This is a genomic window from Actinoplanes sp. L3-i22 (assembly GCF_019704555.1).
In the GTDB taxonomy this organism is placed as follows: Bacteria; Actinomycetota; Actinomycetes; order Mycobacteriales; family Micromonosporaceae; genus Actinoplanes.
Map to the genome: position 1 here is coordinate 6,174,897 of NZ_AP024745.1, position 20,333 is coordinate 6,195,229.

A 20,333-nucleotide genomic window follows, 5' to 3' on the forward strand; every position below is an offset into this window, starting at 1 on the left:
ATGCCCGGGCGCGTCCGCAGTGGACAGCATCCATCTCCCGGGATTTGTCACGACCCCGTGACTCGATGCGTGGCGACTCAGCAGAACTCGGCGCGCAGCTCGGCGAGCAGGTCCTCGGCCCGCCCGTCGAACGTCTCCAGCGCGGTGGTGTACGTGTCGGCCAGCGCCTGCGCCGGATCGGCGTGTGCCGTATTGAAGATCGTGATCACCGCCATCGGCGCCCGATCGATGCGTTCCCGCAGGTCGGCGCGCTGCTGCTCGGTGAGCCGGTTCTCCAGCTGATCCAGCGGCAGGCCGGTGGTCGCGGTGACCAGGGCGGCCGCGGAGATCAGCCGGAACACCGCGCGGCGGTCCGGGAACGGCAGCGGCTCGCCCTTGTCCAGCGCCTCCAGGGCCGGCCGCGCCCAGTCGAGCGTGTCCAGGCCGGCCACCTCGAACGCGCGCCGGGCCAGCCAGCGCGTCACGCTGCGTTGCTTCTCCGGTTGCCAGGCGGCGAACTCCTTGGCCACCGCGTCGTACGCGCCGGGGTTCCCGGGCGTCCGCCGCGCGGCGGTCGGCGCCGGGGCCCGGGCCGGCCGGGCGGGCGCGGTGCCGCGCAGGGCGTGCCGGGCGCACCGCCGCAGCACCACGGCCTGCAGGCTGCGGTCGCTGTCCCGGATCGCGTACGCGGTCGCGAACCGCTCCATCGGGTCGTCGCCGGGGAACGCCGCGGCCGCGAGGTCCTGCACCGCGTTCATCGCCTGCAACTCCCCGGTGAGCCGCTCGTGCAGCTCCCGGAGCCGGCCCCGGACCTCCGGCGCGGGCGGCCGGTCCGCGGCGAGCGCGTCGAGGATCTCCCGTACCGCGGGCTCGCCGAGCAGCCCGGCGTCCTCGGCGATCAGGCGGGTCCGGAACGCCACCATCGCCGGCACGTTCTCCGGGATCGGCGCGGCGAGCATCCGCCGGACGAACGGGTGGTCCAGCGCGGCCAGCCCCTGGCCGCCCTCCGGGACGAGATCGTCCGGGACCACGGTCAGGACCACCCCGGGCAGGTCCTGCTCCATCAGGTCGAACGGCAGGCGGACGCCGGTGACCCGCTCGGCGAGCGCGAGCGCGGCCGCCTCCGGGATGACGTCGTCGCGGTAGCCGAACGGCAGCCCGGCCAGCAGCGCGTCGAGCACCTCCGGCGCCGAGCCGGAGCGCCGCTCCGGGCGGAGGCTGTCGAGGACCAGCTGGGTCCGGTCGCCGGTGACGTAGGTGAGCTCGGAGCGCCCGTTGATGTCGCGGACCACGCTCAGCGCGGTGCCGTCGCCGGCCGCGGCGAGCCGGCGCAGCACCTCGGAGCGGGCGCCCTGGTCCCCGTTGATCTCGATGCCGACGTGCCAGGCGGCGACGGTCGCGACGACCAGAGTGGCGGGCTCGTCGCCGTACCGGAAGGTGTCCAGCACCTGCGCGAGGTCGGCGGGCTGCATGATCTTCTCGGGATCACCGCCGAACGCGGTGATCAGCGCGGCGTCGTCGAGGCTCCGGACGAAGGTCAGACAGAACGCCTCGCCCCATTCCGCGTCCACCAGCATCCGGTCGTAGTATTCGGCCGCCTCGTCACCCACCCGGTCACCGTACGGTTCGCCGCCGGGCCCCGGAGTCGAATCGATCGATCCTCGCCCGATAGCGTGGCCGATCATGCTTTCGGCACTCTCCGGATTCCTGTTGATCGGCGTGATCGTGCTGGCCGGATGGGGTCTGCGGCGCTTCGCCGGGCTGCCGGAGAACGCCGAGGCGGTGCTGGCCCGGGTGGTCTGGCTGGTGCTCAATCCGTGCCTGTTGTTCACCGGTGTCGCACGCGCCGACCTTTCCGCGTTGTTCAGCGAACCACTGCTGGTCTCGGCCGCCGCCGCGGTGATCTGTTCCGGGCTGTACGCGCTGATCGTGCGCGATCGCGGGGTGCTCGGGCCGCTCGCGGCCGGCTACGTCAACGCGAACTACATCGGGATCCCGATCGCGACGTACGTGCTCGGCGACGCCACCCTGGTCATCCCGATCATCATGCTGCAGCTGCTGATCGTCACGCCGGTCGCGCTCACGCTGCTGGAACTGGGCACGACCGGGCGTACCTCGCTGCGGGCCACGCTGGCCGCCCCGCTGCGCAACCCGCTGATCGTGGCCACCCTGCTCGGCGCGGTCGTGGCGGTGACCGGGCTGCGGATGCCGTCGACGGTGCTCGAACCGCTGGTCACGATCGGTCAGGCCGCCGTACCGATGGTGTTGATCGCCTTTGGCATGTCGCTTTCCGGCCGTCGCGTTCTCGCGCCCGGGCCGGACCGGCGGACGACAATCCTCGCGGTCGTGCTGAAAACCGCGGCGATGCCGCTGATCGCCTTCCTGTTGGCGATCACGTTGCGATTACCCCCATTCGAGGTGTACGCCGTGACAGTGCTCGCCGGGCTGCCCACCGCGCAAAATGTCTACCTGTATGGTCAGCGGTTCGGCACCGGCCTGATTCTGGCCCGGGACACCATCTTCCTCACCACTGCGGCCTGCGCCCCGGTCCTCCTATCGGTGACATTTCTGTTCTCCTTTTGGTGAATGGTCAATGCGACCATGGCGTGACAGCCTTTTTGGCGTGACCGTACGCCGGATGCCGCTCAGCGAGGTCCTCGCCACGTACCGGCCGCCGGTCGGCGGGGATACCTGGAAGCGGGCGATCCCCGACCTGCTGGCCGACCCGGACGACGCCCGGATCGTCGACCTGCTCCGGGCCGAGCTGCTGGAGCACGGCGACTTCCGGGAGCCGATCGTGGTCGAGCCGGCCGAGGGCGACGTCCTCAACGGCCTGCACCGGATCGTCGCCGCGGTGCTCAGCGAGCACGCGGCGCTGGACGTGGCCGACACGTACGAGGACCTGCCGGAGAAGCGCCGGATCCAGATCGGGCTGGCCGCCCGGCCGGTCACCTCGGCGCTCGTCGACCGGCTGACCAAGGTGCTGTTCTCGTTCCCGTTCGCCGGCGGCTGGACCAACTGCGACCTGCTGTTCCCCGGCGACGACGAGCTGACCGGGTGGTGGAACTGCCCGGCGGGCCTCGACGAGGCGCTGGGGGCGGAGCTGGTCGGCCGGGCCGCCGCGGCGGGCATCCGGCTCACCGTGATCTCGATCAGCCCCGCGGAGTGACTACGCTGGTCACGTGATCAACGGGCCGGTGCTCCTCGGCGGGTACGCCGCCAAGTCCTGCCCGCGCGCCGTGCACAACGAGCACGACGCCACCGTGCCCCGGGTCGACACCGTCGTCCCGCCCGCGCTGCGGCAGCTGTTCGACACCGGGATCGCCTTCGAGGCGTCCGTGCTCGCCGAGTGGGCGACGCTGGACCTGCCGGGCTACGTCGACCTGAACGACCTCGACGGCGACAAGCGCACCCACATCGGCGCGACGATCGGCGCGATGCGGGCCGGCGCCACGGTGATCGTCGGCGGCCGCCTGCCCGACGACGTGCCGGGGCACCGCACCGGCAAGCCGGACCTGCTGCTGCGGGCCGCCGCCGGCGGCTACCACCCGGGCGACATCAAGGCCCACCAGGTGCTCACCAAGGGCGTCGACGCGGTGGTCAGCACGCTGGAGTCGCCGGCGCTGGCGGACGCCGCGCGGCTCACCGACGCCGGCGCGAAGGCGCACGAGAACGACCTGCTGCAGCTCGCCCACTACTGGCGGATGCTGGCGGCCTGCGGCCACCAGGCCGCCGCGCCCTGGGGCGCGATCGTCGGGACCGACGGATTCACCTGGTACGACCTGGCGCTGCCCCGGTTCGTCACGTTCTCCCGCAGCCTCGGCAAGGCCCGGCGCAGCGCGCTCGACCGCTACGACCACGAACAGGACTTCCGGGTCCGGATCGCCACCGTCGCCCGGCAGCGCACCGGCGCCCCCGACGACCCGGCCCCGCTGGTCGTGCCGATCGGGCAGGCCGAGTGCACCACCTGCAAGTGGGCGCCGGTCTGCGTCGACGAGCTGCCCGGCGCCGACCTGAGCCGGGAGCTGCGCGGCACGCTGAGCGTCCGGGAGTACCTGGCGCTGCAGGGCAGCGGGATCAGCACGGTCGCCTCGCTGGCCGCCAGCGATCCCACCGCGGTCCTGGCCGGGCCGTACGGCACCGAGGTGGCCCACCTGGCCCAGCGCCGGCACCGCCTGCACAAGGCGGCGATCTCCGCCCAGCTGTCCCGGGACGGCCTGGTCCTGCGGCTCAAGGACGGGCCGCTGCCGGTGGTCCCGCGCGCGGACGTCGAGGTCGACCTGGACGTGGAGTGGGGCGAGGACGACCGGGTCTACCTCTGGGGCCTGCTGATCACGTCCGGCGGGACCAGCCGCTACGAGGCGTTCTTCGACCCGGCCGTGAGCAGCGACGCGGCGGAGGCCGAGCTGGCCCGGCGCTGCCTCACCCGGCTCGCCGAGCTGCCCGAGGGGACGCTGGTCTTCCACTACACCGCGCCGGAGCGGACCCGGGCCCGCCGCTTCGGCCCGCTCCCGCCCGGCAGCCGGCACCCGGACCGCTGGATCGACGTGTTTCCGCTGGTCCGCGCGGCGGTCGACTCGCGGGCCGGGCTGGGCCTGAAGACGGTCGCGGTGCACGGCGCCGGCTTCCACTGGCGCGACGACGACCCGGGCGGCCGGCAGTCCCAGGACTGGCACCGCGCGGCCCGCGCCGGGGACCAGCACGCGGCGCGGCGCCTGCTGGACTACAACGAGGACGACGTACGGGCGACGCTCGCCGTCCGGCAATGGCTCGCGGGTCTGTGAGCGCGTTCACCCGGTATTCATGATCCTGCCGTTCCCCGGAGCATTCCCGGTCCCGTCCGACTGGGGCATCGTCCCTTGTGGTTGATCTTCAACCATTGACGAGAGGCGAAGTGTGACATTCACGGGGATGCGGCTCCTGTCGCAGCGGTCCAGGCTTCTGACCTTCGCGATCCTGCTCGGCCTGCTGGCCGGCACGCTCGCGGTGGCTCGCCCGGCGCGCGCGGCCGGCTACGGCTACTGGATGATCAAGAGCGAGGTCTACGGCAAGTGTCTCAGCACCAACCTGGCCACCTCGCCGGCCGGCGGCGTGACCCATCAGGTGTACCTGACCACCTGTAACCCGGCCACCACGCACCAGTGGTGGCAGGTCAACGTGGGCGGTCTGGACGACAAGGTCACCAGCTGGGTGAAGGACGACGGCTACTACTGGGAGCTCAGCGCGAACGGCTCCCCGCTGCTCGGCGTCGAGGGCATCCACGCCGTCTACACCGCCCGCCAGTCGGACGTCGACGGCCACAAGTGGACCCTGGGCAGTGGCGGCCCGATCGAGTTCATCAACAGGTCCAAGTACGAGAACACCCAGTGGCTGTTGAGCGCCTCGGACCAGAACCCGTACGCCGGTGGCGGCTACCGCGTCTACACCTCGAAGTTGCGTAGCCCGGCCGCGCCCGCGCAGTGGTGGGTCCTCACCACCCAGAACTCCGCTGGCCCGCCGCCGTGCGCCACCTGCATCGTCACGCCCCGATCGTGACGTGACGGGCGGCGCCCGGCCCGACGGCCGGGTGCCGCCCGTTGACACGCCACCGCTCGTGCCGTAAGCCCGGAGGCCAGACCCGAGCGAACCGGAGACGCCCATGGTGACCGTCCGTCAGCCCCTCGTCGAGCGCACGGCGCGGCTCGTGCTCGCCGGCTATCTCCTGGCGCTGCTGCTCACCGCGATCGCGGCCGGCGCCGGCCGGATCGAGCTCACGCTCTTCGCCTGGGCCTGGCTGGCGGTGCCGGTCATCGCCTTCGGCCAGTCGGTGTGGACGGCCGCCCGCGCCCGCCGCGCCACCGACCCGGCCCGCGCGGCCGACCTGTCCCTGCAGGCCGCCATCCAGCTGATCATCGGCCTGCTCCTGCTCGGCTCGTTCCTCTACAACTGGTACCGCGCACCCCAGGCCTTCCTCAACTGGTGGTGACGTCGAACAGCGATTCCCGCACCATCGCTCCGCCCGGGTTTTTGGCACCGCAACCACCCTCGGACGTCGCCCTGGAGGGTCTCGCGTTTTGGGCGCCCCGCGCCCTGCGAGGCCCGGAAGGGTCCCCGCGGGAGCGACGATCAGTTATTGGCCGCAGCGTGGGAAATGCTGAATTTGATCTTCGTCTATCCTGCGTAGCGGGGTTGCTGGAGGCTGCGGCGGAACTCCGCGTGGGCGCTCCGGAAGACCGCGTTGAGGCGTTCCAGCTCGGTTTCGGTGGGTTCGCGGCGCAGGTGGACGCCGATCTTGAATTCGCCGTCCTCGATCGTCACGTCGAGGCGTTCGAGCAGGTCCGTGGGCAGGCGGGTGAGCACGAACTCGCGGAAGGCGTCGGCGATCGTGCCCGGCATGTCGCCGCAGCCGCAGGTCCGGCCGTCGAGGACGGCGCCGAGGTGGCTGCGGCCGGCGAGCGCGTCCGGGTGCGCAGGCCCGAGCAGCGGCAGGCCCTCCTCGAGGACCCGCTGCGCCTCCGGCAGCCGCGCCTCGTGCTGGAAGAAGAGGCCGAGCGCGACCAACGCCCGGCCGACCGTCTCGTGATCGGCGCCGCGGCGGGCCTGGGTCAGCGCCGCGGTCAGCCGGTACTCCGCGGGCGCGGTGCTACCGAGCTCGTTCAGGGCGAGGCCCCAGTTGCGCAGCACCTGGCTCTGCAGCTCCGGGCGGCCGACCTGATCCGCCCGGCGGTAGGCGGCCTCGTAGGTCCGCAGCGCCGCGTCGTCGTCGCCGGTCTCGCTCTGCGCCATCGCCAGCCCGAGCGCGGCCGTCACCGCGTCCTCCAGCCGCCCCTGCCGGTCGTAGGAGTCGAGCACCCGCTCGATCGCCTCGACCCGGCCGGACTGGTCGCCGAGGTCGCTGCTCAGGTTCGCCAGCGCGGACAGCGCGTTCAGCGTCGCCTGGTGATCCGCGCCCAGCCTGGTCCCGACCGCGTCGATCAGGGCGGCGAGCAGCTCCTTCGACGCCGGGTCGGCGTGGTCGAGCCGGGTCACCACGGCGCCCGCGAGCTCCTCGACGACCGGGTCCGGCAGCTGGTCGAGGCCGACGAACAGCGGCTCACCGGTGCCGCCGGCGTGCACGATCGCCGCCCGCAGCGCCAGCGCGGTCGCCACCCGGGCGTGCCCGTTGCGCCAGAAGTTCGCCACCGCCTCCTCGACGACCTGGCGGGCCCGCGCCCCGTCGCCGCGTTCGAGCAGCAGGTCGGCGAGGGGTTCGAGGCCGAAGGCGTACCCGGCGTGCTCCCGGCCGTAGAACGCCAGCCGCTCCTGGACACCCTCCCGCAGCGACGCCTCGGCCTCGTCCAGCCGGCCGGCCAGCCGCAGCGCCATGCCGAGATTCATCCGGTACGTCAGCTGGTCCTTGTGCGTCTCGTGGTCCCGCGGCGGCGCCGACGCGGCCTGCCGGTAGCACTCGATCGCCCGGTCCAGCTGGTCCGCGTTGAGCAGGACGTTGCCGAGGTCGCACTGGGCCGAGGCCCACGCCGGGCTGCCCGTGCCGTGCTTGTCGGCGGCCGAGCGCAGCTCCCGGGACATCAGGCTCTCGGCATCGACCAGGCGCCCCTCCCGCAGGAGCGCGAATGCCACATCGACCGGACTCGGTGTCGTCGTCACGAGCCGAGATTCTAGGGGCCGGCAAAATGTCGGTGGGGGCTTCTACGGTGTCGGCATGGCTCTCATCTACGCGTTCCGCGACGAGGCGGGGCACTGGCACGGTGACCCCGCCGGTCACCCACCCGACGGCGAATCCATCCTGACGTTCCGGCCCGGTCCCGGTGATCCCGGGTGGCGCAGTCCCTTCGCCGGGCAGGCGCTGGTCGTCCGGATGGCCGGGATCGTGGCCGCCACACCCGGCCTGGTCAGGTATTTCCTGGACGACGAGACGTCCTGCTATGCCACCCGCGCGGTGGAGCGGGAGCTGTTCGGGCCCGAGGTCGCCGCCGCCCGGCGCCTGGCCCGCTGGCCGCCCGCACCGCCGGCGGCCCGGCCCGAGGAGCCCGGCGAGCGGCGCTACGACCTGACCCTGGCGCCCGAGCCGGACGGGCTGGCCGTCGAGATCACCGGGGCCGACCGCGACGGGCGGGTGATCGCGCACGTCCAGGGGCATCTGCCCGGCGCCGACCTGGCCCTGGTCGGCCGGCTGCTGCTCGACGCGGTGGCGCCGCGGCACGGCCGGTGGACGCCGGCGGAGGTGGCGCTCGCGGTTCGCCGGCACGGCGAGGGGGCCGAGGTGGACGAGATCGCCGCCGAGTTGCGGCGGACCGGGCGCAGCGTGCGGTTCAAGCTGCACTACCTCGGGCTGGTGCCGCTCCCGGCGGCCGAGGCACGACGGTCCGGCGCCGCGCATCGGCGGGGCCGGGGCCGCGCACGGGTCGTCCCGGGCTGACTGTTGCGCGGAGATTTCGGCGGCGTTACGTTGCCTGCATCGACAGACGTCGCTGCAATCGGGCGGCCCATCCGAAGGGCGGGTCCATGTCCATCAGTCGCCGCACAGTCCTGACCGCCGGCGCGGGCGCCGCCGCCGGCGCCCTCGTCCCCGGCCTCGCCCAGGCCGCGGCGCCCACCGCCGTCACGTTCCGGCTGGACGCGGAGACTCTCGACGGCGGCGAGCAGGTCGTCTCGCTCACCCTGGGCACCGGGAAGCTCGGCCCGATCGCCCCGGCCGGCCTCACCACCGGCAGCTTCACCGTGCACGCCAAGGCGACGAGTCCGATTCCGATCGCGGACGGAGATCAGATCTTCTCCGAGTACGACCTGGACCGCCCGGTGACCAGCGCCCGCCTCGACCGCCACGGCGACATCGTCCTGGGCCTGAGCTACGCGGAGGGCCAGCTCGGCGGCGGCACCCTGGGCTACATCGCGAGCCGGGGCCGCAACGTCCGCCTCGACCTCGAATACACGATCACGCAGCGGAAACCGCTCGTGCTGCGCACCGGCCGCCCGCTCACGATCAGCCGGTTCACCCAGGGACGGCTGGCGAACCCGGAGGTCGACGCGTTCGGCCAGCACGTCTCCGGCGCCGGCCTGAAGTACCGGCTGTACTCGCCGGCCGAGGCGCGCGGCCGCCGCCCGCTGATCGTCTGGCTGCACGGCGGCGGCGAGGGCGCCTCCCTCCCGGACGGCTACTACGACAACGAGACCACGCTGCGGGCGAACCGCGGGGCGCTCGGGTTCGCCACCCCGGAGGCCCAGCGGATCTTCGCCGGGGCCTACGTGGTCGCCCCGCAGAGCACGTCGTACTGGATCGAGGACGGCGACCGGTTCGCCCCGCAGATCCGCGCGATCGTCGCCGAGGTCTCCCGGCGGCACCACGTCGACCCGGACCGGATCTACGTCGCCGGGTGCAGCAACGGCGGCTACATGAGCCTGAAGATGACCACCGTCTACCCGCGCCTGTTCGCCGCCTCGGTCCCGATCTGCGGCGTCGTCGAGGACCTGATCCCGGACCCTGCCCTGGCCGGGATCAGCACGCCGACCTGGCTGGTCGCGTCCCTCGACGACGACACGGTCGACCCGCTGGCCAACACCGTCCACGCCCACGAGCTGATCCCGCGGTCGCTGGTCAGCCTCTACGACCACGTGATCTGGAACGACCATCAGTTCCCCGGCCACTGGTCGTGGATCTACGTGGCCCGCAACGCCCCGGCCGTCCACGGCACCCACGTCTGGCAGTGGATGGCCCGCCGGCGATGACCGTCAGCCCGGCAGCTCCACGTCCGGCTGCCCGGGCAGCGACAGCACCCCGGTCACCCCCTCGGGGAGCCGCGCGTCGACCTGGAGCACCCCGTCGACGATCTCCCAGTCCACCTCGATCCGGCCGTGCCGGGTGTCCAGAGCGGACCGGCACCAGGTCAGCCCGCCACCGGGGCGCGGCGCGACGAGGACCCGGGCGTATCCGGGTTCGAGCGGCGCGATCCCGCCGACGGTCCGGTGCATCCAGTCCGCGACCGCCCCGAGGGCGTAGTGGTTGAAGCTGGTCATCTCCCCCGGGTTGACCGTCCCGTCCGGCAGCATCGAGTCCCAGCGCTCCCAGATCGTGGTCGCGCCCATCGTCACCGGGTACAGCCAGGACGGGCACTCCTTCTCCAGGAGCAGGCGGTACGCCGCGTCCAGGTGCCCGGTCCGGGTCAGCGCGTCGGTGATGTACGGCGTCCCGGCGAACCCGGTCGACACCCGGTACCCGCTCTCGGCCACCAGCGCCGCCAGCCGCTCCCCCGCGGCCGCCTCCCGCGCGGGCGGCAGCAGGCCGAAGACGATCGCCAGCGTGTAGACCGTGGCGCAGTCCGACCGGATCACCCCGTCCGCCCCGACGTACTCCGTGCTGAACGCCGCCCGCACGTCGGCGGCCAGCGACCGGAACTCGGCCTCGTCCGCCGCGTGCCCGAGCAGCCCGGACACCTCGGCGACGATCGACAGCGACCGGTAGTACGCCGCGGTCGCCACCACCCCGGGGTCGGCCTTGGCCTTGGCCGGCCCGTCCGGCGGCGCGTCCGGGTCGAGCCAGTCCCCGAACTGGAACGACGCGTCCCACACCCCGGTCGGCGAGAGCAGGGTGCGGACCCGGCGGACGTGCGCGGTCATCGAGTCGTACCGGTCCTCGAGGATCGCGCGGTCGCCGTACGCCTGCCAGAGCGCCCACGGCACCCACACCGCGGCGTCCGACCAGAACGCCGTACTGTCCGGGTCCGGGAATTCCGGCGGGTGCGGCTGGAACTTCAGGATGTCCGGGATCACGAAGGACACCAGCCCGCCGGCCGCCTTCTGCTCGGCGGCCAGGTCGGCGAGCCAGTCGGCGAGGAACGACCCGACGTCGAACAGGTAGGCCGCCGACGCCGCGAACACCGCGATGTCCCCGGTCCAGCCGAGCCGCTCGTTGCGCTGCGGGCAGTCGGTGGGCAGGTCCAGGAAGTTGCCCCGGGTGCTCCACACGACGTTGCGGTGCAGCTGGTTGAGCAGCTCGTCGGAGCACTCGAAGGTGCCGGTCCGGCGGATCGCCGAGTGCACGACCACCGCTTCCAGGTCGTCGACCGCGTCCACGCCGGTGATCTCGGCGTACCGGAAGCCGTGGAAGGTCATCGTCGGTTCGAAGAAGTCGGCGCCGCCACTGAGCAGGTACCGGTCGGTCGCCTGGGCGTCGCGCAGCGGCCGCACCCCGAGCTCGCCGTCCTCCAGGACCTCGGCGTGCCGTACCCGGACCTCCGTCCCGGCCGGCCCGGTGACCGTGAACCGCACCCAGCCGACCAGGTTCTGCCCGAAATCGATCAGGGTCCGCCCGGCCGGCGAGGTCCAGACCTTCGCCGGCGGCACGCTCTCCTGCCGGGTCACCACCGGGCCGACGTACGGCGTGAGCCGCCCCCGGTCGAAGTCGAGCACCCGCACCGGCAGCGACCACTCCGGGGTACCGCCGCGCCGCCGGGCGTCGATGGTCATCCCGTCGTACAGGTCGTCGGCGAGCACGTCGGACCCGCCGGCGGTCCACGTCTCGTCGGTGCCGAACACCCGCCGGCTCCCGTCGGTGAACGTGACGTCGAGCTCCGCGATCAGGCCGAGCCGGTCGCCGTAGAAGGCCCGCCCGCCCATGAACCCGAGCCGCCCCCGGTACCAGCCGTTGCCGACCAGCACGGTGATCACGTTCTCGGCGGCGAGCAGGCCGGTGACGTCGTGGCTGAGGTAGCGCAGCCGGTGCTCGTAGGAGCTCCAGCCCGGGCTGAGCACGTCGTCGCCGACCGGCCGGCCGTTGATCCGCGCCTCGTGCACGCCGAGGCTGCTGATCCGCAGGGTGGCCCGGGCGATCGTGCCGGGTCCCAGCGCGACTTCGGTACGGAAGAGGGGCGCGCTGCCCAGCTCGACGGCCGGGCTGATCATCCGCGCAGTCCATTGACGCATTGTTGTGAAACCTTTCAGCCCTTGACGGAGCCGGCGACCATGCCGGACACGATCTGTCGCTGGAACACCGCGAACATGATCAATGGAGGGATCGTGACCAGCAGGATGTCCATGAACAGCAGGTTGTAGGAGTTGGTGTACTGGCCCTGGAAGTTGAACAGGGTCAGCTGCACGGTGGCGTTCTCGTCCCCGGGCAGGAAGTAGAGCGGGCTGGCGAAGTCGTTCCAGATGAACACGCTCTGGACCACCACGACGGTCACGATGATCGGGCGCAGCAGCGGGAACACCACCCGGAAGAACAGGCTCAGCGGCCCGGCCCCGTCGATCGTCGCCGCCTCGTCCAGCTCCCGCGGGATGCCGGCGATAAAAGCCTGGAAGAGCAGGACACAAAACGCCATCGCGTACGCGATCTCCACCAGGATCAGTCCCGGCATGGTCTTGAACAGCCCGGTCTTCTGCAGCACCCAGATCGTCGGCACCACGGCCGGCGGGATCACCAGGCCGGAAAGGATGACCAGGTTGAGCCCGCTGGTCCAGCGCGACCTGCGCCGCTCCAGCACGAACGCGGCCATCGCGGCCAGGACCACCACCACCGCGACGCTGACCACGGTCAGGATCGTCGAGTTGATGAACGCGACGATCAGCAGGTAGTCCCGCGCCTCGAAGACGGCCTGCAGATTCTGGACGAACGCCCACTGCGTCGGCCAGGAGAACTGCAGGAACGCCGCGTCCTGCTGGGTCTTCGACGCGGTCAGCAGGATGAACGCGAACGGGATCAGGAAGACCACCCCGAACAGGATGATCGAGAAGCTGCTCAGGAGCCACGAGCGTCGCTGCGTCATCATGACTCCTTGCGGTTGAAGAACCAGAACAGCGGCAGCACGAGCAGGATGACCAGCAGGAACAGCACGACGTTGCCGGCCGTGGAGAGGCCGTAGAAGCCGGCCTGGTACTGCTTGTAGACCACCGACGCCATCACGTCCGAGGTGAAGCCCGGCCCGCCCTTGGTCATCGCCCAGATCAGGTCGAACTTGCGCAGCCCGCCGATCAGCGACAGCAGGATCACCGAGATCGTGGCCGGCCTGGCCAGCGGCAGCGTGACGTTGCGGAACCGCTGCCAGGCGCCGGCACCGTCCATCCGGGCGGCCTCGAAGTACTCGCCGGGGATGGACAGGATGCCGGCCATGTAGATCACCGTGGCCAGCCCGACGCCCTGCCAGACGTCGACCAGCGCGACCGACAGCAGCGCCCAGCTCGGGTCGGCCAGCCAGGCCGGCCCGGTGATCCCGACCAGGTCGAGCGCCTGGTTGAGGACACCCCGGGTCGGGTGCATCAGCACCTGGAAGGTCAGCCCGACGCCGATCGTGCTGACCAGCACCGGGAAGAACGCGACCGAGCGCATGAACCCGCGGCCCAGGATCGGCCCGGTCAGCAGCACGGCCAGGGCCATTCCGAGCACGACCTTCAGCCCGCAGGTGACCACCGCGTAGATCAGCGTGTGCCACAGCCCGGAGGCGAGCGCCGGCTCCCTGAAGAACTGCACGTAGTTGTCGAGGCCGATGAACTCCTGGTCGAACAGCGTCCAGCGGGTCAGGCTGAACCAGAACGCCATCACCGACGGGACCAGGAAGAAGACGGCGAAGATCACGCCGCCGGGAATCAGGAACCAATAGGGGTACGACGTTTTCCGCCGGTCCCGCGGTGGCGACGAATCGCGCGTCGCCACCGCGGACGGCTCGGTGAGGGTGGCCATCACCAGCCCTGGAGCCCGAGCTGCTGGGCCTGCTTCTTGACGTCCTCGTCGTAGAGCTTCGCGCCGGCCGGGGCGTTCCGGATGCCGGAGCCGACCTCGACGGTGATCTGCTCCAGCGCCGGGCCCTTGATCGGCGACAGGAACTCCAGCGCCGGGCTGGCCTGGCCGGCGTCGACGTACGCGCTGAGGTCCTTGACCGCGGGCGCCACGTTGTCCGGCAGCTTGCAGGTCTTGACCGCGAACGGGCCGCCGACCGGGGTCGCGCTCGCCTCGGCCGCGCAGCCGTCCGCGGACGCCAGGAACGCCTGGAACTTCTTGGCCGCGCCGAGCTTGGCGTCCTTGGTGGTCTTCGGGATGTAGATGCCGGACGGCTCCCAGAGCGTGACGCCGTTCTTCGCGGCGTCCGTGCCGGGCAGCGCGAAGAAGCCGACGTCGTTGACGTTGTCCGGGGCGGCCGTCGAGATCGCGGTGACGCCGAAGGTGATCATCGGGTAGTGCCCGGCCTTGCCGGTGGCGACCGCGGCCAGGCCCTCGTTGTACTTGGCCGAGGCGTAGTCCGAGTTCCAGTACCCGGCCTTCTTCAGCTCCTCGAGGTGCTGGAAGCCGGCCAGCGCGGCCGGGGTGGTGGCGAACTTCGCCTGGTTGTTCGTGTACTTGTCGGCGAAGCCGGGGTCGGCGGCCGACACGTTGTGGAAGTCGGCGAGCACCAGCACCTGCGAGGTCCAGGTCTCGCTGTAGGTCTGCTCGACCGGCGCCACCCCGGCCGCCTTGAGCTTGGCGTTGTTGGCCATGAAGTCGGCCCAGGTCTTGGGCACCTGCAGGCCGAGCTTGGCGTACAGCGGCTTGTTGTAGAAGATGCCGCCGCCGGTGATGTTCTGCCACGGCGAGCCGTACACCTCGTTGTTCGCGGTGACGACCTGCTTGAACGTGGGATCCAGGTCGCCGACCCAGGACTCGCCGCTGACCGGGGTCAGGTTGGTCTGCGGGGCGATCGCCTGGAACAGCGAGCCGGAGTTGTATTCGAAGACGTCGGCCATGTCGCCGGTGGCCAGCCGGGTCTTGACCAGGTTGTCGCCCTCGCTGCCCTGCGGGCGGGTGTCGAGCTTGACGTCGATATCGGTGTTCCTGGCCTCGAACGCGGCGATGACCGCCTCGGCGACCTTGACGTTGGCGGGATCGTTGTTGGTGAGAAAGGTGATCGGGGTCTTGCCGTTCGCGTCGCTGCTCGAACCGAGCGAGCCGGCGCTGCAACCCGACACCGTGAGCACGCCGGCCAGCAGGACCGCGGCACTGAGCCTCATGTGAACCTCCGGTTTCGAACGTGTGTGTAGATCGGTCTCCGAGAAGTGATGGCGGTCACGGTAGACCGATCTACACGACGTGCACAAGACACAAAACGAAACGTTTCAAGATGCGGAGAACGGTCTACACTTCCGGACATGTCGATCACGAAGGGCCGGTCCGTCACGATCAGTGATGTTGCCGAAACGGCGGGCGTCTCCCGGGCCGCGGTCTCCAAGGTCATCCGGAATGCGTACGGCGTGAGCCCCGCCATGCGCACCCGGGTCGAGGCCGCCATCGAGGAGCTGGGCTACCGCCCGAGCGTCGCCGCCCGCGCCCTGCGGGGCTCCAGCTACCGGCTCGGCCTGGAGATCCCGCACGTCAGCGCCCGCTTCATGACCCAGATCGTGGAGGGCGCCACCAGCGCGCTCACCGGCACGCCGTACCAGCTGGTCCTGGCCCCGGCCGACGGCCCGAAGTACGGGACCGACGCCCCCGCCTACCGGACCATCGAGTCGCTCGCCGACGGCCTGGTCGACGGCATCATCGCGGTCTCCCCGCTGGTCGACCTGGACTGGCTGGAGGAGCTGGCCGCCCGGGTCCCGGTGGTGATGCTCGGCCGCCACGACACGCCGCGCGGCTACGATACGGTCGTCGGCGACGACATCGCGGGAACACGGATGGTGATGAACCACCTGTTCGCCCTGGGCCACCGCCGGATCGCCCACCTGACCGAGGCCGAGCCGGTCACCGAGCCCGGCTCCGCCACCCCGCACGCGATCCGCCTCGAGGTCTACCGCGCCTGCATGACCGAGGCCGGCCTCGGCGACCTGATCCAGGTCGCCCGCCGCGAGGACAGCCCCGACCTGTCCCGCGCCGCCACCGCCGAGCTGCTCGCCCACCCGGAGCCACCGACCGCGATCTTCGCCGGCCACGACGACATCGCCCTCGGCGTCCTGGCCGAACTCGCCGCCGCCGGCCTGCACGGCCGGGTCGCGGTGATCGGCTACGACAACACCGACCTGGCCGCCCACCCCCTGATCGACCTCACCTCGGTCGACCAGGCCGGCCCGGAGATGGGCGCCCAGGCCGCGACGATGCTCCTGGAACGCCTGCAGGGCCGCACCGAGCCCCGCAACTACACCGCCACCCCGACCCTCAAGATCCGCGGCTCCTCCCGCCCTGCCTGAGCGGGCTACTCGCTCAGCGCCAGGGCCACGTCGGTGGCGATCGCGTCGACCTGGGCGCGGGTCAGGACCGGGACCGGGGCGACCGCCGGGCTGCCGTCGCCGCCGAAGTAGTTCACCGCGGACAGCGCGAGCGCGTGCTCGCCGTCCCGGAGCAGCACGTCCGCCCCGTAGAAGACCCAGCCCTTGCCGGGTTCGTCCACGTAGTGCACGAGCGTCAGCCCGTCGCCGGTCCGGGTCGCCGAGCAGACCGGCACGCCGGCGCCCGCGCATTCGTACAGCGGGCGGCAGGACCGCCCGCCCGAGCACCCGGCCGGGCGCAACGACACGTACAGGCCGCCCTTGCGACCCTGCCCGGTGATCCCGGAGCGCCCCTCGAACGACACCGGGTCCTTGTCGAGCCACATCCTGGGGTGCCCGTCCGGATCCCGCTTCTCCCCCGGCACGTCCGGCATGTAGATCCACTTCGTGCCGGCGGCGTGCTTCTCCGTCGCCGCCTCCAGCGCGACCCGCAGCCGCCCCAGGGTCCGTTCCCGGCCGGCCGGGGTGTCCTCCTCGATCAGCGACACCGGGGCGGCCGGCGACGGGGTCGCCGCGGGCGGCTGGACGACCGGATCCGCCCGGTGCTCCCCGCCGCCGGTCAGGGTCACCCCGGCCACCACGGCGACGACCGCCAGGGCCGCCGCCCCGCTCGCCGCCGCCCGGCGGAACCGCTGCTTCCGGCGGGTCCGCACGATCACCGCGTCCAGGTCCACGGTCGACGGCGGCGCCGCGCCGATCAGGCGGTCCAGCATCTCCTGCGTCATCGCGGGCTCTCCTTCGCCAACGAAAGGGCGCGCAGCAGCTCCAGGGCGCGCGCCGACTGACTCTTGACCGTTCCCGCGGAGATGCCGAGCAGCTCCGCGGTCTCCTCGATCGACCGGTCGAAGTAGAAGCGCAGCACCACGACCGCGCGCTGCCGCCGCCCGAGCTGCCGCAGCAGCTCGACCATCTGCTCCCGGTCACCGGCCCGGTCCGGTGGCGTCCACCCGGGGTCGGGCAGCTCGTCCGCCGGATGCTCGCGCCGCCACGGCCGGCGACGTTCGTCGATCCAGGCCGTGGTCAGGACCCGCTGCGCGTACGCATCGGGATTGTCCGCCGTGGAGACCCGCCGCCAGTGCCGATACAGCTTGCCGGCGACCGTCGCCACCAGGTCGTCCGCCAGATGCCAGTCGTGGCACAGCAGGTAGGCCGCGCGTCGCCACCGTTCCATCCGGGCCCCGACGAACGCCCGGAACTCGTCCTCCTCGGACCTGTCCACTCGTCCTCCCGCTCCGCTGCTCCCGGCAGCTTCCCCTGGCACGACGGAACCGGGGGCCGGCGGGGTTGCATCAGGCGGTGGGCGGATCCGCCCACCAGGTCGCGGCGACGAGTTCGGCGATCAGGGTCTCGGTGAGCAGGCGGACGTCCGGGTCGTCGTCGTGCGGGTAGCGGATCACCGCGGCCGCGCCGGCCACCGGCGCGCCGACCGCGAGCAACCGGGAGCCACGCTGCCGGATCCACTCCATGGCCTGCTCGTCGTAGCGGGAGCCGGGAAACAACAGCGCGCGGTAGTCGAGGGTCTTGGTCAGGTACACGTCGACGTGCGCCCAGTCCCCGGTCTCGGTCGCGTCGGCCCGGCGGCGCGGCCCTTCACGGACCATCAGCGCGGACTGCTCGGCCGACGAGATCCGCTCGGCCGGCGCGATCGTGTGGACGCCGTCCGGCCCGTCCAGCACCTCGAGGGCCGCCGGCAGCCAGGACCGCCGGTCGTCGAGCAGGTGGGCGGTCGCCTCGGCGGCCCGCCGGCACAGCTCCGCGACCGGTTTCGATCGGTCGCCGCCGGTCAGTCGCCCGGCCAGGGTCAGCAGCAGCGCGAGCGTGTGCGTGAAACTCCGGCAGGCGACCCCGCCCCGCTCCACGCCGGCCAGCATCGGCACGGTCAGCGCGGCCCCCTCGGCGATCGGCGCGCCGTCCGCGTTGGTCAGCGCGACGATCGGCGAGATCCCGCGGTAGCGCGCGGTCGCCTCGACGGTCTCGCGGCTCCCGCCACTCGCCGAGATCGTCACGACCAGGGTGTCCGGCCGCGGCGGCAGCGAGGCCCCGGCCGACGAGTACTCCGCCCAGGCGTCGATCCCGGCGGCGCGCAGCCGCAGGGCGGCGACCCGGGCCGCGTACCGCGAACTGCCCATTCCCAAGATCAAAACCCGTCTTGGGTACGGCGTCAGCCCCGCGAACGGATCGCCCGCGTCCAGCGTCTCGGCCAGGGCCAGCAGCGACGCCGGCTTCTGTTCCAGGTCCCGCAGGAACAGCGTCGGATCCATCGGTTCTCCTCAGGGGTAGCGGCGGCGCAGGACTTCCATCGGCGCATAGCGCCACCGCGGCAGGAACCGCGCCGCGTACACCAGCTCACGGCACTCCTGCGCGGTCTCGAAGCCGGTCAGCAGCGCCTCGTCGAAGAGCGCGCCGGCCACCGGCCGGTACGCGTCCAGCAGCGCCGCCCGCTCCCGCGCGATCCAGTCCCGGACGGCGCCGGCGTGGGCGTGGGCGGTGCGCTTGTTGGCGATCGCGGCCACGTGCTCGACGCTGGTCAGCAGCTGGGCGACGTCCCGCGCGGCCGGTTCGAGCACGTCCTGCGGGGCGGTCGGGTTCCCGTCGAAGTCGATCACCGCGTAGCCGCCGTCCCACCGCAGGATCTGCCCCACGTGCAGGTCGCCGTGCAGGCGCTGCACGGCGGTGACGGCCGCCGGCAGCGCGAGGTCGGCGCGGATCCGGTCCGCCCGCGCGGCGAGCCAGGCGCCGTCCGGCCCGTCGACCAGCGTCAGGGCGTCGTCGATCGCCCGCCGGCCCTGGGCCAGCCAGCCGTCCACGCCCGCGGTGCCGACCGGCGCGGGCAGCACCGGCGACGGGGTGGCCAGCGCGACGTGCAGTTCCGCGGCCAGCGCGCCGAGCACCGCCCCGACGGCGGCCGCGGGCCCCCCGGCCAGCTCGGCGAGCAGGTCGTCGGTCGCCCAGTCCCAGCCGTCGAGCGCCCCGGGCAGGAACCCGACCACCAGGGCCCGCAGGTCGTCGCCGCGGTAGAGGGCGGCGTACGGCCGCGGGGTCCGGGTGAAGCCCACCTCGGCCAGGTGCGCGAGCAGCTGCGGGGCACGATGCGGCGCCGGGAGCGGGGGTGTCAGCCACTTCACCACGGCGTGCTCGGCCACCACGACCGACCGGTGCGTCTGGTCCACGGTGATCGGCCGCTCCACCGCCGGGCGCGGCAGCACCAGCGGTGGCCCGGCGAACCGCCGCAGCTCGTCGGGCGCCTGCGCGTCCGCGCCGGAGGCGATCACCCGGACCAGGTCCGCGGACTCCGTCGATGTGCCCATCGATCCCCTCTCCCCGCCGGTTTGCTGAACTCCGATTCAGATCGAGGTGCAAACTACCAGGCCACCGTACGGGCTGGTTTCCGCGTGCGGGTGGGGCGCGGCTGACGTCGTACCCAAGCAGGCAGTTGATCCGAGCGGGACCACCGCGGACGCCGCGCCGGCGGCGGACCTCAGCCTTTCGCCCGGGCCCGCGCCGCCCGACGCGGCGTGACCTGCAGCGGGTTGCCGGTGACGCCGCGCGCGTAGCTCAGGATCAGCTCCTCCGCGTCGGCGACGGCGATGGTCGGGTGCCGGGCCACGATCCGGTAGCCGTAGGCGTCCTCGAGCGCCACCAGGTTGCGGCCGATCGTCAGGGCGGTATCGGTCAGCGTGAACACGCCGCGCGCCACGCCCGACTCCAGGATCGTCTGGTACATCGACACCTGGCGGTCGAAGAGCGTGGTGAGCAGCGCGGCGTAGACCCGGTTGCGGCCGGCCGCGCCGCCGAGCTCGCAGAGCAGCCGCACGTCGGTGTCGTCCGAGCCGCTGGGCAGGCCGGACCGGACGGTGAGCACGAGTTTCTCGACCGGATCGGGCACCTCGGCGATCCGCCGGACCCGCTGCTCGTAGAAGCGCTCCATGCCGGCGTGGTGCGCGTCCAGCAGCAGGTCCTGCAGATCGGCATAGTGGTAGAGCACCGCGCCCGAGGTCAGCCCGGCCTCGGCGGCGACCTGCTTGACCTGCACGCCGTCGGTGCCGTGCAGGACCATCGCGCGCCGGGCCGCCTCGATCAGGTCCTGCTGGCGGTCCGCACGGCGCTTTCGGGGAGTCGTCATCGTCCTGCCTGAAGATCCTCGGTTCCCCTTG

At 72.3% G+C, this 20,333-nt stretch carries 19 protein-coding genes; 8 read left to right on the forward strand and 11 right to left on the reverse strand.

What is annotated here, in order from left to right:
• Nucleotides 1-77: 77 nt before the first annotated feature.
• The gene (locus L3i22_RS27800; protein ID WP_221320482.1) at nt 78-1,589 is read right to left on the reverse strand and encodes a DUF6461 domain-containing protein; all 1,512 of its coding nucleotides are present in this window, start codon (nt 1,587-1,589) and stop codon (nt 78-80) included.
• A gap of 73 nt (nt 1,590-1,662) precedes the next feature.
• Here L3i22_RS27800 and L3i22_RS27805 point away from each other — a divergent pair, with 73 nt between their 5' ends.
• The 5 genes from L3i22_RS27805 (at nt 1,663) to L3i22_RS27825 (ending at nt 5,944) form a co-directional block, all read left to right on the forward strand.
• Nucleotides 1,663-2,565 carry an AEC family transporter gene (locus L3i22_RS27805; RefSeq protein ID WP_221320483.1) on the forward strand — a complete coding sequence of 301 codons (903 nt, stop codon included), beginning with the start codon at nt 1,663-1,665 and terminating at the stop codon, nt 2,563-2,565.
• Nucleotides 2,566-2,602: 37 nt separating this feature from the next.
• Entirely contained in the window at nt 2,603-3,148 is a 546-nt protein-coding gene (locus tag L3i22_RS27810; protein ID WP_221320484.1) for a hypothetical protein, read from the forward strand.
• A gap of 13 nt (nt 3,149-3,161) precedes the next feature.
• Nucleotides 3,162-4,763: a TM0106 family RecB-like putative nuclease gene (locus tag L3i22_RS27815; protein ID WP_221320485.1), complete on the forward strand. Its 1,602-nt coding sequence runs from the start codon at nt 3,162-3,164 to the stop codon at nt 4,761-4,763.
• A 127-nt stretch (nt 4,764-4,890) separates the two neighbouring features.
• Nucleotides 4,891-5,514 carry a hypothetical protein gene (locus L3i22_RS27820; protein WP_221320486.1) on the forward strand — a complete coding sequence of 208 codons (624 nt, stop codon included), beginning with the start codon at nt 4,891-4,893 and terminating at the stop codon, nt 5,512-5,514.
• 103 nt (nt 5,515-5,617) lie between these two features.
• A complete protein-coding gene (locus L3i22_RS27825; protein ID WP_221320487.1) occupies nt 5,618-5,944 on the forward strand; it encodes a hypothetical protein in 327 nt (108 codons plus the stop codon).
• Nucleotides 5,945-6,129: 185 nt separating this feature from the next.
• Here the strand turns inward: L3i22_RS27825 and L3i22_RS27830 are convergent, their stop codons facing one another.
• Nucleotides 6,130-7,605: a tetratricopeptide repeat protein gene (locus L3i22_RS27830; protein ID WP_221320488.1), complete on the reverse strand. Its 1,476-nt coding sequence runs from the start codon at nt 7,603-7,605 to the stop codon at nt 6,130-6,132.
• 55 nt (nt 7,606-7,660) lie between these two features.
• On the opposite strand from L3i22_RS27830, the gene L3i22_RS27835 reads away from it, so the two are divergent.
• Both L3i22_RS27835 and L3i22_RS27840 read left to right on the forward strand, forming a co-directional pair.
• Nucleotides 7,661-8,377, forward strand: coding sequence for a hypothetical protein (locus L3i22_RS27835; protein ID WP_221320489.1), 717 nt, complete (start codon nt 7,661-7,663; stop codon nt 8,375-8,377).
• A gap of 86 nt (nt 8,378-8,463) precedes the next feature.
• Complete coding sequence (locus L3i22_RS27840) at nt 8,464-9,684, forward strand: PHB depolymerase family esterase (protein ID WP_221320490.1); 1,221 nt, start codon at nt 8,464-8,466, stop codon at nt 9,682-9,684.
• Between the two features lie 3 nt (nt 9,685-9,687).
• On the opposite strand, the gene L3i22_RS27845 is transcribed toward L3i22_RS27840, so the two are convergent.
• The 4 genes from L3i22_RS27845 to L3i22_RS27860 are packed head-to-tail and all read right to left on the reverse strand — an operon-like array spanning nt 9,688 to nt 14,931.
• Nucleotides 9,688-11,877 carry an alpha-L-rhamnosidase gene (locus L3i22_RS27845; RefSeq protein WP_221320491.1) on the reverse strand — a complete coding sequence of 730 codons (2,190 nt, stop codon included), beginning with the start codon at nt 11,875-11,877 and terminating at the stop codon, nt 9,688-9,690.
• A 14-nt stretch (nt 11,878-11,891) separates the two neighbouring features.
• Nucleotides 11,892-12,719: a carbohydrate ABC transporter permease gene (locus L3i22_RS27850; RefSeq protein ID WP_255657179.1), complete on the reverse strand. Its 828-nt coding sequence runs from the start codon at nt 12,717-12,719 to the stop codon at nt 11,892-11,894.
• Nucleotides 12,719-13,630: a carbohydrate ABC transporter permease gene (locus L3i22_RS27855; protein ID WP_221320493.1), complete on the reverse strand. Its 912-nt coding sequence runs from the start codon at nt 13,628-13,630 to the stop codon at nt 12,719-12,721. Before L3i22_RS27855 ends, L3i22_RS27850 begins: the two co-directional genes overlap by 1 nt.
• The gene (locus L3i22_RS27860) at nt 13,630-14,931 is read right to left on the reverse strand and encodes an ABC transporter substrate-binding protein (protein WP_221320494.1); all 1,302 of its coding nucleotides are present in this window, start codon (nt 14,929-14,931) and stop codon (nt 13,630-13,632) included. Before L3i22_RS27860 ends, L3i22_RS27855 begins: the two co-directional genes overlap by 1 nt.
• 138 nt (nt 14,932-15,069) lie before the next feature.
• On the opposite strand from L3i22_RS27860, the gene L3i22_RS27865 reads away from it, so the two are divergent.
• Nucleotides 15,070-16,101, forward strand: a complete 1,032-nt coding sequence (locus tag L3i22_RS27865) for a LacI family DNA-binding transcriptional regulator (RefSeq protein ID WP_221320495.1) — start codon at nt 15,070-15,072, stop codon at nt 16,099-16,101.
• Nucleotides 16,102-16,106: 5 nt separating this feature from the next.
• Here the strand turns inward: L3i22_RS27865 and L3i22_RS27870 are convergent, their stop codons facing one another.
• The 5 genes from L3i22_RS27870 to L3i22_RS27890 all read right to left on the reverse strand — a co-directional run bounded on the left by L3i22_RS27870 (nt 16,107) and on the right by L3i22_RS27890 (nt 20,302).
• On the reverse strand, nt 16,107-16,904 hold the full coding sequence (locus tag L3i22_RS27870) for a hypothetical protein (protein WP_221320496.1): 798 nt from the start codon (nt 16,902-16,904) through the stop codon (nt 16,107-16,109).
• The gene (locus tag L3i22_RS27875; RefSeq protein WP_221320497.1) at nt 16,901-17,398 is read right to left on the reverse strand and encodes a SigE family RNA polymerase sigma factor; all 498 of its coding nucleotides are present in this window, start codon (nt 17,396-17,398) and stop codon (nt 16,901-16,903) included. The genes L3i22_RS27870 and L3i22_RS27875 overlap by 4 nt, the downstream gene beginning before the upstream one ends.
• Nucleotides 17,399-17,468: 70 nt before the next feature.
• The gene (locus tag L3i22_RS27880; RefSeq protein ID WP_221320498.1) at nt 17,469-18,440 is read right to left on the reverse strand and encodes an SIS domain-containing protein; all 972 of its coding nucleotides are present in this window, start codon (nt 18,438-18,440) and stop codon (nt 17,469-17,471) included.
• 9 nt (nt 18,441-18,449) lie between these two features.
• Nucleotides 18,450-19,487 carry a hypothetical protein gene (locus tag L3i22_RS27885; protein ID WP_221320499.1) on the reverse strand — a complete coding sequence of 346 codons (1,038 nt, stop codon included), beginning with the start codon at nt 19,485-19,487 and terminating at the stop codon, nt 18,450-18,452.
• 170 nt (nt 19,488-19,657) lie between these two features.
• Entirely contained in the window at nt 19,658-20,302 is a 645-nt protein-coding gene (locus L3i22_RS27890) for a TetR/AcrR family transcriptional regulator (protein WP_221320500.1), read from the reverse strand.
• Nucleotides 20,303-20,333: the final 31 nt, after the last annotated feature.

Coding starts and splice junctions, on each gene's coding strand:
- L3i22_RS27805 (WP_221320483.1), top strand. CDS start 1,663: ATGCTTTCGGCACTCTCCGGATTCCTGTTGATCGGCGTGATCGTGCTG.
- L3i22_RS27820 (WP_221320486.1), top strand. CDS start 4,891: ATGCGGCTCCTGTCGCAGCGGTCCAGGCTTCTGACCTTCGCGATCCTG.
- L3i22_RS27825 (WP_221320487.1), top strand. CDS start 5,618: ATGGTGACCGTCCGTCAGCCCCTCGTCGAGCGCACGGCGCGGCTCGTG.
- L3i22_RS27835 (WP_221320489.1), top strand. CDS start 7,661: ATGGCTCTCATCTACGCGTTCCGCGACGAGGCGGGGCACTGGCACGGT.
- L3i22_RS27840 (WP_221320490.1), top strand. CDS start 8,464: ATGTCCATCAGTCGCCGCACAGTCCTGACCGCCGGCGCGGGCGCCGCC.
- L3i22_RS27845 (WP_221320491.1), bottom strand. CDS start 11,877: ATGCGTCAATGGACTGCGCGGATGATCAGCCCGGCCGTCGAGCTGGGC.
- L3i22_RS27850 (WP_255657179.1), bottom strand. CDS start 12,719: ATGACGCAGCGACGCTCGTGGCTCCTGAGCAGCTTCTCGATCATCCTG.
- L3i22_RS27855 (WP_221320493.1), bottom strand. CDS start 13,630: ATGGCCACCCTCACCGAGCCGTCCGCGGTGGCGACGCGCGATTCGTCG.
- L3i22_RS27860 (WP_221320494.1), bottom strand. CDS start 14,931: ATGAGGCTCAGTGCCGCGGTCCTGCTGGCCGGCGTGCTCACGGTGTCG.
- L3i22_RS27865 (WP_221320495.1), top strand. CDS start 15,070: ATGTCGATCACGAAGGGCCGGTCCGTCACGATCAGTGATGTTGCCGAA.
- L3i22_RS27870 (WP_221320496.1), bottom strand. CDS start 16,904: ATGACGCAGGAGATGCTGGACCGCCTGATCGGCGCGGCGCCGCCGTCG.
- L3i22_RS27880 (WP_221320498.1), bottom strand. CDS start 18,440: ATGGATCCGACGCTGTTCCTGCGGGACCTGGAACAGAAGCCGGCGTCG.
- L3i22_RS27885 (WP_221320499.1), bottom strand. CDS start 19,487: ATGGGCACATCGACGGAGTCCGCGGACCTGGTCCGGGTGATCGCCTCC.
- L3i22_RS27890 (WP_221320500.1), bottom strand. CDS start 20,302: ATGACGACTCCCCGAAAGCGCCGTGCGGACCGCCAGCAGGACCTGATC.